Here is a 12,097-nt window from a genome sequence, read left to right on the forward strand (position 1 = left end):
GCATTGTGCCACGTCAACCATATGACGGTTCAAAGAGGCTTCGCAACCCCCTTCCCGCTCATTCAGACGGAAGAGAGTAACTGTTTGATCTGCTGCAGCGTGGCGGGGTCATCGATGGTGGTCAGGTCGCCGGGGTCGCGCTGCTCGCAGACGGCCTGGATGGCGCGGCGCAGCAGCTTGCCGCTGCGCGTTTTCGGCAGGCCGGAGACGAAGCGCACGCGGGCCGGCCGGGCCAGGGCGCCGAGTTGGTCGGCCACCAACTTCATGATCTCGCCTTCCAGCTCGAGGGCCGCGTCGGCATCTGTCACAGCCTTGCCGTCCTTGGGCACCACGAAGGCCATCGCGACCTGTCCCTTCAGGGCATCGGCCACGCCGACCACCGCCACTTCGGCCACGTTGGAATGACCCGAGATGCTTTCCTCGATCTCGCGCGTGCCCAGGCGATGGCCCGCGACGTTGATCACGTCGTCGGTGCGCCCGAGGATGTAGAAATAGCCGTCCTCGTCGCGAATGCCCCAGTCGAAGGTCGAATAGACCATCTTGCCGGGAACGCTTTTCCAGTAGGTGTTGACGAAGCGCGCATCGTCCTTCCACACGGTCTGCATGAAACCGGGCGGGGTCGGCCCCTCGACCACGACCACGCCCTTCTCGTTCGCGCCGGTCAGCTCTTCGCCGGTGGACTCGTGCACGATCCTGATGCGGTAGCCGTACATCGGCACGCCCGGGCTGCCGAACTTGCTGGGCCTGGGCTCGACGCCGTTGGCGATGGTGATCATCGGCCAGCCCGATTCGGTCTGCCAGTAGTTGTCGATGATCGGCACGCCCAGGCCCTCGCTGATCCAGCGCGCGGTCGGCTCGTCCAGCGGCTCGCCGGCCAGGAACAGCGCGCGAAGGGTCGAGAGGTCGTATTTCTTCAGCAGCGCCGGGTCCTGCTTCTTGAGCACGCGCACGGCCGTGGGCGCGCTGAACATCACCGTCACCTTGTATTTCTCGACGAGGCGCCACCAGATGCCGCCGTCGGGCTGGCGGTCGATGCCCTGCGTGGGCAGGCCCTCGTACATGATGGTCGCCATGCCGGCGATCAGCGGTCCGTAGACGATGTAGCTGTGGCCCACCACCCAGCCGATGTCGCTGGTCGAGAAGTAGGTTTCGCCGGGCCGGCCGTCGAAGATGTGCTTCATGCTCGCCGCCAGCGCGACCGCGTAGCCGCCCACGTCGCGCTGCACGCCCTTGGGCTTGCCGGTGGTGCCGCTGGTGTAGATGGTGTAGCTGATGTCGGTGGAGGCCAGCCAGGTGCAGGGCACCTTGGTGTCGAGGTGCTTGCGGCGCAGTTCGGCGGCAAGGTGGTCGCGCCCGGGCGTCAGGTCCATCGGCGCCAGGCCCCGGTCGGTCAGCAGCACGCCCGAGGGCTTGTGCTTCGACAGCCGGATCGCTTCGTCGAGCAGCGGCTTGTACGCGATGACCTTGTTGCCACGCGAGCCCGCGTCGGCGCTCACGATCACCTTGGGCTCGGCGTCCTCGATGCGCGTGGCCAGCGAACCGCTGGCGAAACCGCCGAACACCACGCAGTGGATGGCGCCGATGCGCGCGCAGGCCAGCATCGCGAAGGCGGCCTCAGGAATCATCGGCATGTAAATGAGCACGCGGTCGCCCTTGCCCACGCCCAGCTCGACGAGGCTGGCGGCGGTGCGCTGCACCTCGGTGTGCAGTTCGGCGAAGCTGTAGCTCTTCTCGATGCCGGTCTCGGTGGACACGAAGATCAGCGCCGGCTGTTCGCCCCGCTGCGCCAGATGCCGGTCGACGGCGTTGTGGCAGAGGTTGGTGGTGCCGCCCACGAACCAGCGCGCGAACGGCGGCTGGCTCGCGTCGAGGATCTGTTGCGCGGGCGTCTGCCAGTCGATCAGCTTCGCCTGCTCGGCCCAGAAGGCCTCGGGCGCGTCGACGGATTGGCGATAGAACTCTTCGTAGCGGCTCATCTCGGTTTGTCTCCTGTTATTCGTCCAGTCCTGGCAGGCGCCAAAACTGAATTCATAATTATGGAGACCGATCTTGCAGCAAGCTGACAGCCGGGACAACCCGGCCGTCTCACCCCAGCCGCCCCCTGCTCTTCCGATCAGCGGATGAGCGAGAGCACCTCGGAAAACGCAGGATGCTCCGCCGTGCGCAGCCACTCGAAGCCGACCATCTCGGTCGTCACCAGCTCGGCGCCGGCACCGGCCAGCCGGTCGAAGGCCGCATCGCGGTTGCGCTCGGTGCGCGAGCCGCAGGCGTCGGTCACGACCCAGACCTCGAACTCGTCTTCCAGCAGGTCGAGCGCCGTCTGCAGCAGGCAGACGTGCGCTTCGCAGCCGGCGATCACGATGCTGTTGCGCTCCTCGACGGGCGCCGCGGGCTTCTGCAGGTGCTTGGGCAGGCTGCGCGCATTGCCCTGCGGCGCCTTGGCCGGCACTCGCAGCCATTCGCCCAGGCCCTCTTCCACGCCGCTGAAATGCATCTTCGACATGGTGCGCTGGCACTGCGCGCGGATGTCGGGCAGGTTCTGGCCCAGCTTGGAAGGGTTGTGCTCGGTGCCCCACACCGGCACCTGGAGCAGCTTCGCCATCTTGCCGAGCCGCACCGCGTTCTGCGCAACCGCTTCTCCCTCGAAGATCGCCGGCATCAGGCGCGCCTGATAGTCGACCAGGACGAGTTGGGATTGCGAGGCGTCGAGCAGCATGAACGGGTTCTTTCTTTTCAGGAATCGGTTGAATCGGGCTGAACCGTACCACCGAAAAGACCGGGTTGGCGCACGCCGCCGGCAACACGCGCCACGAGCTGTGCCACATAGGCCTTGAACAGCGCGTCGGCCGACTGCCTGAACATGCGGATGCGCCCCGTATGCTGCATCAGCAACAGGCCCACGCCGTGCGCGAAGAGCGCGGTGTTCTCGCGCAGGGCGGCGTCGGCATCGAGCCCCATTTCCTGCAGCGCCTCTTCGCAGGGGCGCAGGGCCTGGTAGAGATGGTCGTTCAGCTCATGGTCGAGCTCGCTGGTCAGGCCGCGCGGGCGCATGCCCTGCACCAGATAGAAGCCCAGGTCGAGCTCGCGCGGATTCGCGGCGTAGAAGTCGAACCAGGCCTGGGCCCTCGCGGCGAGCGCCTGGCCGGGGCCGTCCTGTGACACCGGGGCGTCGGCCACGGCGGCCTGCAGCCGCTGGATCGATTCGTCGAGCAAGGCTGCGTAGATGGCCTCCTTGCTCTCGAAATACGAATAGATGGCGCCCGGCGTGTAGCCGGCCTTCCTGGCGATTTCCCGGACGCTCGCCCCTTCGATGCCGGCTTCGAGAAAGACCGCGCGGGCGGCATCGAGCACGAGCGTGCGGCGGGCATCGCTGAGCGCCTGGCGGCGCTGGATCTTGGCTTCCATGGGCGGGACTATAGCCCTCGATTGATCGCCATCTCAATTTTCTGATCGTTGATTGAAAAATTGAACAGTGTTTAAATTCAGGCAAAACCCACCCAATCAGGAGACAGACACGATGAACGCCCCGCTCTCCGGCACCGCCCTCATGTCCGGCACCGACTACCGCGAATCGCTGCGCCGCTACAAGCCCACCGTGTTCGTCGACGGCCGCCGCGTCGACAGCGTGGCCGACGAAGCCGCCTTCCAGCCAGGCATCAATGCCATCGCCCTCACCTACGACTACGCGCTCAAGACAGAACACGCGCCGCTGATGACCGCCGTGCAGCACACCAGCGGCAAGCGGGTCAACAGGCTCTCCCACATCAACACCAGCGCGGGCGACCTGCTCAACAAGCTCGAAGCCGTGCGGCTGGTCTGCCAGGAGACCGGCTGCGCCCAGCGCTACCTGACGCACGATGCGCTCAACGCCATCGCCCAGGTGTCGGCCCGCATCGACGACGCCCGCGGCAGCACCGAGCACACCTCCCGCTTCCACGAGTACCTGCATCGCGTACAGGACCAGGACCTGACGCTCGGCGTGGCCATGACCGACGCCAAGGGCGACCGCAGCCGCCGCCCACACGAGCAGGCGAACGTCGACAGCTACCTGCACGTGGTGGAGCGCAACGCGCGCGGCATCGTCATCTCGGGCACCAAGGCCATCGTGACCGGCGCACCGTACGTGCACGAGCTGCTGGTCATGCCTTGCCGCAACATGGGCAAGGAGGATGCCGATTTCGCCGTCTGCTGCGCCGTGCCGCTGGACGCGCCCGGCCTCACCATCGTCGCGCGACCGGCGGGCCGGCCCGGCGAGAAGCTGGAGCACGGCGATGCCCTCTTCAGCCGCAAGTACGGCCAGAGCACCGGCGTGTGCATGTTCGACCGGGTCTTCGTGCCATGGGAGCGCGTGTTCTATGCGGGCGAGTGGGAGCACTCCGGCCACCTGACCTACAGCTACGCCACGCACCACCGCCACAGCTGCATTGGCGCCCGCGCCGGCTTCGGCGACCTGCTGATCGGCGCGGGCGCGCTGATGTGCGAGGCCAACGGATTCGACCCGGGCAGGGAAAGCCACCTGCGCGAGCAGATGGTGGAGCTCATCACCATCACCGAGAGCTTCTTCGCCTGCGGCGTGGCGGCCAGCGTCTACGGCAAGGCCGACGAGCATTGCGAGGTTTTCATGCCCGACCCGGTGTTCAGCAACATCGGCAAGCTGCTGCTGGCCACGAAGATCTACGACATGCACCGCATCGCGCACTACGTGAGCGGCGGCCTGATCGTCACCCTGCCCGGCCCCGACGAAGACCACAACCCCGAGACCGCCGCCCGACTGTCCGACGTGCTGCGCGCCAACCCGTCCATTCCCTACGAGCAGCGCATCGAGACGGCCCGTTTCATCGAGGACCTGACGGCCGGCTACCAGGGCGGTTGGTACAGCGTGATCAGCCTGCACGGCGGCGGCTCGCCCGCTGCGATGAAGCAGGAGATCTGGCGCAACTACCCGGTCGGCTCCAAGGTCGAGCTGGTGGAGCGCATCCTCGAACGCGGCATCGCGGCCGACGGCTCGCCCGCCGCCGCGCCGCACGACCCGGCCCGCGCCATCACCCGCAATCGCCAGCCCGGCAAGTGCTGCGACACCGGATGCACCACGCCGGGCCAGGCCGCGATGGTCGACCTGCCCGTCTCGCGGCGCGCCTAGACTCCGGCGGATGAAGAAGCTCTTCTCGAAACGGTTTTGCCTCGCCGCCCTGGGCATCGGCGCCGCCCTCCTCGCCACGGCCTGCGGCGGCGTGCGCAAGGCCACGGTGCCGATGGCGACCTCGCTCGAAAAGAGCAGTTGCGCGCGCGGCAATGTCGACACGCTGCTGGTCATGCTGCCGGGCGCCTATTCGACACCCGACGAATTCGAGCGCGAGGGCTTCGTGCGCGCGGTCAGCGAGAACCGCATCGCGGCGGACGTGATGCTGGTCGACTCCCACCTCGGCTACTTCAACGACAAGAGCATCCTCGACCGCCTCGGTGCCGACGTGGTGGCGCCCGCGCGCAGCCAGGGCTACCGCCACATCTGGTTCGTCGGCATTTCCCTCGGCGGCTTCGGCGGAATGCTCTATGCGCAGACGCACCCCGGCGACCTCGCGGGGCTGGTGACTCTCGCGCCCTACCTCGGCGAACGCACGCTCTCCACCGACATCGCCAATGCCGGTGGTCTCGTCAAGTGGAAGGGGCCGCTGGTCGACCCGGCCGCCGCGGCTCCGCGAACACCCGACGAAACGCAGCTCTGGCAATGGCTGCGCGGCTACGCGGGCTTCACGAACACCGCGGGCGCACGGCCACCGCTCTACCTGGGCTACGGACTGGACGACCGTTTCGCATTCAGCCACCGCCTGCTCGCGGGCGTGCTGCCGCCGGAGCGCGTCTTCACGACCGAAGGCGGCCACGACTGGCCAGAGTGGACCCGGCTCTGGCGCCGGATGTTGCCGACATTGCCGCTGCCGGGCTGCCCCGGCTGAAAGCCGGCACCGGGCCGGCTCAGTTCGGCCGCAGGCGCAGCAGCTTGCCGTCGGCTTCGTCGGTCAGCACGTAGAGCAATCCGTCCGGCCCCTGCTTCACGTCGCGGATCCGGGCGCGGCCCTCGGCCAACAGCTTGTGCTCGGCGACCACCTTGCCGCCCTTGAGCTCGATGCGATCCAGATAGCCGAACTTGAGCGAGCCCACGAACAGGCTGCCCTTCCAGGCCGCGCCGTAGCGGTCGCTGGTCAGGAAGGCCATGCCCGACGGCGCGATCGACGGCACCCAGTAGTGCAGCGGCTGTTCCATGCTCTCCTTGGCCGTGATGCCGTCGCCGATCTTTCCGCCGCCGTAGTTCTCGCCGTAGGTGATCACCGGCCAGCCGTAGTTGCGGCCGGCCTGCGGAATGTTGATTTCGTCGCCGCCCTGCGGGCCATGCTCGGTCATCCAGAGGCGGCCGTCGGGCGCAAGCGTGGCGCCCTGCCCGTTGCGGTGGCCGTAGCTCCATATCTCGGGCAGCGCGCCGGCCTTGCCGACGAAGGGGTTGTCCCTGGGCACCGTGCCGTCCTTGCCGATGCGCACGATCTTGCCCAGATGGTTGTCGAGCTTCTGTGCGTCTTCCTTGCGGCTGAAGCGGTCGCCCAGCGTGAGGAACAGCATGCCGTCGCGGGCCTCGACGATGCGGCAGCCGAAGTGATTGCGGCTCGCCACCTTGGGCTGCTGGCTGAAAATGATCTTCAGCTCCTCGAGCTTCGTGCCGTCGGCCGACAGGTTGGCGCGCGCCAGCGCGGTGCTGTTGGCCGAGCCGCCGGCATCGGGTTCGGAGAAGCAGAAATACAGCGTGCGGTTCTTCTCGAAGCCGGAGTCGGCCAGCACGTCGAGCAGGCCGCCCTGACCGCCCGCTGCGATGAGCGGCAAACCCGCGATGGGCGCGCCGATCTTCCCGTCGGAGCCGACCAGCCGGAGGCGGCCGGGCCGCTCCGTCACCACGAAACGGCCACCCGGAAGGAAGGTGACGCCCCACGGGTTTTCGAGCCCCGTCGCCACGGTTTCCGGCTTCGTCTGCGCGGCGGCGAGGCCGTAGAAACCGATTACTGTGACAAATGTCCAGCGGCCAAGGGATGTCAAAAGAGGCAGGCGCGGCAAATTCATGTTTTTTCTCTGACGTTGGAGTCATCTTGGCGAGAAATAGCGACCGAATCCAGCATGAACCTCGATCCACCCGAGGTCTGAAGGCCTTTCGACCGTCAACCGTTTATGGACCATAAACGTTCGCCGTTACATTTTTTCTTTGGCCGAATCGAAATTTCTCATGTAAATCAATGACTTACAGAGGGATCCGCTAATTCTGTTTAAATTGACATAACCGCGCGTCATCAATATCCTACGCGCCATGCGTTTTTTCGTCCTACCCGCATCCCTCCTCTTTGCCGTTGCAGTACATGCAGCCCCCCAACAGGAAAAAACCGATGACGAGCTGGCACGAATGCTTGCCGACAAAGGCCTGATCGGACAACTCAAGCAGGTTCGCCAAACCGTCACCGAACGCACTTCCGACCTGGTCGTCACCGCCATCGGATTTCTGGGCGTCCCCTACCGCCGTGGCGGCAACACCGCCGAATCGGGTTTCGACTGCAGCGGCTTCGTCCGCGCCATGTACAACCAGACAGTCGGCCACATGCTCCCGCGCCGCGCCGAAGAGCAGGCCGCCGCCACCGAGAAGATCGACGCCAGCCAGCTCAAGCCCGGCGACCTCGTGTTCTTCAACACCATGCGCCGCGCCTTCAGCCATGTCGGCATCTACGTCGGCGAAGGCAAGTTCATCCACTCGCCCCGCTCCGGCGCCCAGGTTCGCGTCGAAGACATGAACGGCAGCTACTGGCAACGCCGCTTCGACGGCGCCCGCCGCGTGCTCGGCGGCCCGACGGATGAAGTGAAGGCCGCGGCTGTCGCCAACACCGGCAACTGAGCCTCCCCCCCGAATTCAGAACGAAAAAAATCCCGCCTCGGCGGGATTTTTCATGGGCGCTCGATCAGCAGCGCCCTTCCGTTCTGTCTTGTCAGCCTTTCTTCGCTGGCGGCAGATCGGTACACGTGCCGTGCGCCACTTCCGCCGCCATGCCGATGCTTTCGCCCAGCGTCGGGTGCGGATGGATGGTCTTGCCGATGTCGATCTCGTCCGCGCCCATCTCGATGGCCAGCGCGATCTCGCCCAGCATATCGCCTGCATGCGTGCCGACGATGCCGCCGCCCAGGATGCGATGCGTCTCGGCGTCGAACAGCAGCTTGGTGAAGCCTTCGTCACGGCCGTTGGCAATGGCGCGGCCCGAAGCAGTCCACGGGAAATGGCCCTTCTTGATCTTGATGCCTTCGGCCTTCGCCTGGTCTTCCGTCAGGCCGACCCAAGCCACTTCGGGGTCGGTGTAGGCCACGCTCGGAATCACGCGGGCGTTGAAGGCAGCGCTCGAAAGCTCCTTGTCGCCCTTGAGTTCGCCGGCGATGACTTCGGCCGCCACGTGCGCCTCGTGCACCGCCTTGTGCGCCAGCATGGGCTGGCCCACGATGTCGCCGATGGCGAAGATGTGCGGCACGTTGGTGCGCATCTGGATGTCGACCGGAATGAAGCCGCGGTCGCTGACCGTCACGCCGGCCTTCTCCGCGCTGATCTTCTTGCCGTTGGGGCTGCGGCCCACGGCCTGCAGCACCAGGTCGTACACCTGCGGCTCCTTCGGGGCGTTCTCGCCCTCGAAGGTGACCTTGATGCCCTCCTTCGTGGCCTCGGCGCCGACCGTCTTGGTCTTGAGCATGATGTTGTCGAAGCGCGGCGCGTTCATCTTCTGCCAGACCTTCACCAGGTCGCGGTCGGCGCCCTGCATCAGGCCGTCGAGCATTTCGACCACGTCGAGGCGCGCGCCCAGGGTCGAGTACACCGTGCCCATTTCGAGCCCGATGATGCCGCCGCCCAGGATCAGCATGCGCTTGGGATCGGTGCCCATCTCCAGCGCGCCGGTCGAGTCGACCACGCGCGGGTCCTTCGGCATGAAAGGCAGGCTCACGGCCTGCGAGCCGGCCGCGATGATCGCGCTGCGGAACTTGACGGTCTGCTTGCCGCCCGTGGTGTCCCAGCTGGTGCCGGAGGTTTCCTCGACCTCGATGTGGTACGGGTCGATGAAGTTGCCGACGCCGCGCAGCACCGTCACCTTGCGCATCTTGGCCATGGCCGTGAGGCCGCCGGTGAGCTTGCCCACCACCTTGTTCTTGTGGCCGAGCAGCTTGGCGCGGTCGACCGTGGGCGCGGCGAAGCTCACGCCGAGGTCGGCGAAGTGCTTGACCTCGTCCATGACGGAAGCCACGTGCAGCAGCGCCTTCGACGGGATGCAGCCGACATTCAGGCACACGCCGCCGAGGGTGGCGTAGCGCTCGATCAGCACGACCTTCAGGCCGAGGTCGGCGGCGCGGAAGGCGGCCGAGTAGCCGCCGGGGCCGGCGCCGAGAACGATCACGTCGCACTCGACGTCGACCTTGCCGCCATAGCTGGACACGGCCACGGCCGGCGCAGCGGGGGCCGGCGCGGGAGCGGCGGCCTTCGGTGCGGGTGCTGCAGCAGCCGGGGCAGGCGCAGCCGCAGCGGGCGCGGGTGCCGCGGCACCGTCGACTTCCAGCGTCAGCACCACCGCGCCTTCGCTGACCTTGTCGCCCACCTTCACCGCGAGCGCCTTCACCACGCCGGCGGCGGACGAGGGGATCTCCATCGACGCCTTGTCCGATTCGACCGTGATCAGCGACTGCTCGGCCTTGACCGTGTCTCCGACGTTGACCAGCACCTCGATCACTGCCACTTCGTCGAAGTCGCCGATGTCGGGCACCTTGATTTGTTGTTCGCTCATTTGGACACTTTCAGTTTGAGTGTGAGAACGTCGACCGGTGGGGCCGAATTGCGATCGAATTCGCAGGCGGCGGCGATGCCCGCCTCCGCCACATCGCGCGAGGTGCGCGACTTGATGTCATAGGCCGCGTGCATGGCGCCGAGTGCGAAGCTGCGTCCCGAGCCGATGGCCCAGAACTCCTTGAACTCGAACACCTCGCGGTAGCTGTAGATGCCATAGATGCCACTCTGGTTGGCCATCAGCATCGTGAACTGGCTCGACTCGTAGGGCTCGTGGTCGTCTTCCTTGGTCTGCATGAAGAACGAGTCCTTCAGCACCGGATGCAGCATCGTGAAGGTGCGGAAGATCTCGTGCTTGCTGCCGAACATCAGCTGCTCGCGCGGTTGCGCGGCCAGCGCATGCTGCAGCACCAGGAAGTGCGCGGCGGCGCCGGCCATCGCGAACAGGCTCTGCCCCGCCGCGTCCTCGACGGTGAAGATCTTCTGGTTCGCCTCGGCGCGGTGCGAAAGCCGCGTGTCGCCGAAGGTCACCAGAGAATCCGCTGCCATCGTGACCTGGCCGCCCTTGCGGACGGCCACAACCGTGGTCATAGCAGGATACGGCGATAGTCCGCGAGCACCTGGCCCAGGTAGGCGTTGAAACGCGCAGCCAGGGCGCCGTCGATCACGCGGTGGTCATAGGACAGCGACATCGGCAGCGTCAGGCGCGGCACGAACTGCTTGCCGTCCCACACCGGCTTCATCGCGCTCTTCGACAGGCCGAGGATGGCCACTTCCGGAGCGTTGATGATGGGCGTGAAGTGCGTGCCGCCGATGCCGCCGAGCGAGCTGATCGAGAAGCAGCCGCCCTGCATGTCGGCCGAGCCGAGCTTGCCGTCGCGCGCCTTCTTGGCGAGCTCGCCCATCTCGGCGCTGATCTGCAGGATGCCCTTCTTGTCGGCATCCTTCAGCACCGGCACCACGAGGCCGTTGGGCGTGTCCGCCGCGAAGCCGATGTTGTAGTACTGCTTGTAGACGAGCTGGTCGCCATCCAGGCTGGTGTTGAACTCGGGGAATTTCTTCAGCGCCGCGACCACCGCCTTGATGACGAAGGCCAGCATCGTGACCTTCACGCCCGACTTCTCGTTCTCCTTGTTGGTGGAGACGCGGAAGGCTTCGAGCTCGGTGATGTCGGCCTCGTCGTTGTTGGTGACGTGCGGGATCATCACCCAGTTGCGGTGCAGGTTCGCGCCGCTGAGCTTCTTGATGCGCGACAGGTCCTTGCGCTCGACCGTGCCGAACTTGGTGAAGTCGACCTTGGGCCACGGGATGAGACCCAGCGCCGCGCCGTCGGCGCCGCCACCGGCCGGCGCCTTGGCCGCCGAGGCCTTGGTGCTGGCCTGGCCGCTCATCACGGCCTTGGTGAAGCTCTGGATGTCTTCCTGCGTGATGCGGCCCTTGGGACCGGAGCCCTTGACCTCTTCGAGCGGCACGCCGAGTTCGCGGGCGAACTTGCGCACCGAGGGCGACGCGTGCGGCAGGTTGCCGCTCGGGGCGACCGTCGGGTTGTGGGCCGGAGCTGCTGCAGCTGGCGCGAGCGCAGGCGCCGGGGCTACCGCTGCGGGAGCGCTTGCCGTGGCGGCTGCAGGAGCCGCCACGGCTGCTGCCTGCGCGGGCGCCGGAGCGGCTGCACCGGCCGCACCTTCGAGCACGGCGATCAGGTCACCGATGTTGACCGTGTCGCCGACCTTGACCTTGAGCTCCTTGAGCACGCCGGCGGCCGAGGACGGAATCTCCATCGATGCCTTGTCCGATTCGACCGTGATCAGCGACTGTTCGGCCTTGATCGTGTCGCCCACCTTCACCAGCACTTCGATGACGGCGACGTCCTTGAAGTCGCCGATGTCCGGCACCTTGACCTCGACCGGGCCCGAAGCCGCCGGGGCTGCCGCGGGAGCAGCCGGTGCGGGGGCCGCAGCGGCCGGCGCAGGCGCGGCGGCAGCCGGAGCCGCGGCGGGCGCCGGTGCTGCTGCGGCACCCGCTCCCTCGGCTTCGAGCACGAGCACCACCGAGCCTTCCTTGACCTTGCTGCCGACTTCGACCTTCAGTTCCTTGACCACACCGGCGGTCGACGACGGGATTTCCATCGACGCCTTGTCCGATTCGACCGTGATGAGCGACTGCTCGGCCTTCACCGTGTCGCCCACCTTCACGAGCACCTCGATCACCGCGACTTCATCGAAATCGCCGATGTCCGGCACCTTCACTTCCACTGCTGCCATA

The 12,097-nt window shown here is 66.6% G+C and carries 10 protein-coding genes; 3 read left to right on the forward strand and 7 right to left on the reverse strand.

Annotated elements, in window-relative coordinates; all coding sequences use genetic code 11:
* Positions 1–62: 62 nt before the first annotated feature.
* From QMO14_RS18585 to QMO14_RS18595, 3 genes are read right to left on the reverse strand one after another with little or no spacing between them, the layout of a single operon-like run.
* Positions 63–2,171, reverse strand: coding sequence for a propionate--CoA ligase (locus QMO14_RS18585; RefSeq protein ID WP_301508914.1), 2,109 nt, complete (start codon positions 2,169–2,171; stop codon positions 63–65).
* Positions 2,114–2,716 carry an isochorismatase family protein gene (locus QMO14_RS18590; protein WP_301508915.1) on the reverse strand — a complete coding sequence of 201 codons (603 nt, stop codon included), beginning with the start codon at positions 2,714–2,716 and terminating at the stop codon, positions 2,114–2,116. Before QMO14_RS18590 ends, QMO14_RS18585 begins: the two co-directional genes overlap by 58 nt.
* A gap of 17 nt (positions 2,717–2,733) precedes the next feature.
* Complete coding sequence (locus tag QMO14_RS18595) at positions 2,734–3,405, reverse strand: TetR/AcrR family transcriptional regulator (protein ID WP_301508916.1); 672 nt, start codon at positions 3,403–3,405, stop codon at positions 2,734–2,736.
* 112 nt (positions 3,406–3,517) lie between these two features.
* On the opposite strand from QMO14_RS18595, the gene QMO14_RS18600 reads away from it, so the two are divergent.
* Positions 3,518–5,140 carry a 4-hydroxyphenylacetate 3-hydroxylase family protein gene (locus QMO14_RS18600; protein ID WP_301508917.1) on the forward strand — a complete coding sequence of 541 codons (1,623 nt, stop codon included), beginning with the start codon at positions 3,518–3,520 and terminating at the stop codon, positions 5,138–5,140.
* A gap of 10 nt (positions 5,141–5,150) precedes the next feature.
* Complete coding sequence (locus tag QMO14_RS18605; RefSeq protein ID WP_301508918.1) at positions 5,151–5,951, forward strand: alpha/beta fold hydrolase; 801 nt, start codon at positions 5,151–5,153, stop codon at positions 5,949–5,951.
* 19 nt (positions 5,952–5,970) lie between these two features.
* Here the strand turns inward: QMO14_RS18605 and QMO14_RS18610 are convergent, their stop codons facing one another.
* Complete coding sequence (locus QMO14_RS18610; RefSeq protein WP_301508919.1) at positions 5,971–7,101, reverse strand: PQQ-dependent sugar dehydrogenase; 1,131 nt, start codon at positions 7,099–7,101, stop codon at positions 5,971–5,973.
* 241 nt (positions 7,102–7,342) lie between these two features.
* Here QMO14_RS18610 and QMO14_RS18615 point away from each other — a divergent pair, with 241 nt between their 5' ends.
* The gene (locus tag QMO14_RS18615; protein WP_301508920.1) at positions 7,343–7,918 is read left to right on the forward strand and encodes a C40 family peptidase; all 576 of its coding nucleotides are present in this window, start codon (positions 7,343–7,345) and stop codon (positions 7,916–7,918) included.
* Between the two features lie 91 nt (positions 7,919–8,009).
* Here the strand turns inward: QMO14_RS18615 and lpdA are convergent, their stop codons facing one another.
* The 3 genes from lpdA to aceF are packed head-to-tail and all read right to left on the reverse strand — an operon-like array spanning position 8,010 to position 12,096.
* Positions 8,010–9,836 carry a dihydrolipoyl dehydrogenase gene (gene lpdA / locus QMO14_RS18620; RefSeq protein WP_301508922.1) on the reverse strand — a complete coding sequence of 609 codons (1,827 nt, stop codon included), beginning with the start codon at positions 9,834–9,836 and terminating at the stop codon, positions 8,010–8,012.
* On the reverse strand, positions 9,833–10,426 hold the full coding sequence (locus QMO14_RS18625) for an MFS transporter (protein ID WP_301508923.1): 594 nt from the start codon (positions 10,424–10,426) through the stop codon (positions 9,833–9,835). Before QMO14_RS18625 ends, lpdA begins: the two co-directional genes overlap by 4 nt.
* The gene (aceF, locus tag QMO14_RS18630; protein WP_301508925.1) at positions 10,423–12,096 is read right to left on the reverse strand and encodes a dihydrolipoyllysine-residue acetyltransferase; all 1,674 of its coding nucleotides are present in this window, start codon (positions 12,094–12,096) and stop codon (positions 10,423–10,425) included. The genes QMO14_RS18625 and aceF overlap by 4 nt, the downstream gene beginning before the upstream one ends.
* Position 12,097: the final 1 nt, after the last annotated feature.

It is taken from the genome of Variovorax sp. CAN15, assembly GCF_030462475.1.
In the GTDB taxonomy this organism is placed as follows: Bacteria; Pseudomonadota; Gammaproteobacteria; order Burkholderiales; family Burkholderiaceae_C; genus Variovorax.

Excerpts from the sequence above, each read along its gene's own strand:
- QMO14_RS18590 (WP_301508915.1), bottom strand. The coding sequence starts at position 2,716 with ATGCTGCTCGACGCCTCGCAATCCCAACTCGTCCTGGTCGACTATCAG.
- lpdA (WP_301508922.1), bottom strand. The coding sequence starts at position 9,836 with ATGAGCGAACAACAAATCAAGGTGCCCGACATCGGCGACTTCGACGAA.
- aceF (WP_301508925.1), bottom strand. The coding sequence starts at position 12,096 with ATGGCAGCAGTGGAAGTGAAGGTGCCGGACATCGGCGATTTCGATGAA.
- QMO14_RS18610 (WP_301508919.1), bottom strand. The coding sequence starts at position 7,101 with ATGAATTTGCCGCGCCTGCCTCTTTTGACATCCCTTGGCCGCTGGACA.
- QMO14_RS18625 (WP_301508923.1), bottom strand. The coding sequence starts at position 10,426 with ATGACCACGGTTGTGGCCGTCCGCAAGGGCGGCCAGGTCACGATGGCA.
- QMO14_RS18600 (WP_301508917.1), top strand. The coding sequence starts at position 3,518 with ATGAACGCCCCGCTCTCCGGCACCGCCCTCATGTCCGGCACCGACTAC.
- QMO14_RS18605 (WP_301508918.1), top strand. The coding sequence starts at position 5,151 with ATGAAGAAGCTCTTCTCGAAACGGTTTTGCCTCGCCGCCCTGGGCATC.
- QMO14_RS18615 (WP_301508920.1), top strand. The coding sequence starts at position 7,343 with ATGCGTTTTTTCGTCCTACCCGCATCCCTCCTCTTTGCCGTTGCAGTA.
- QMO14_RS18595 (WP_301508916.1), bottom strand. The coding sequence starts at position 3,405 with ATGGAAGCCAAGATCCAGCGCCGCCAGGCGCTCAGCGATGCCCGCCGC.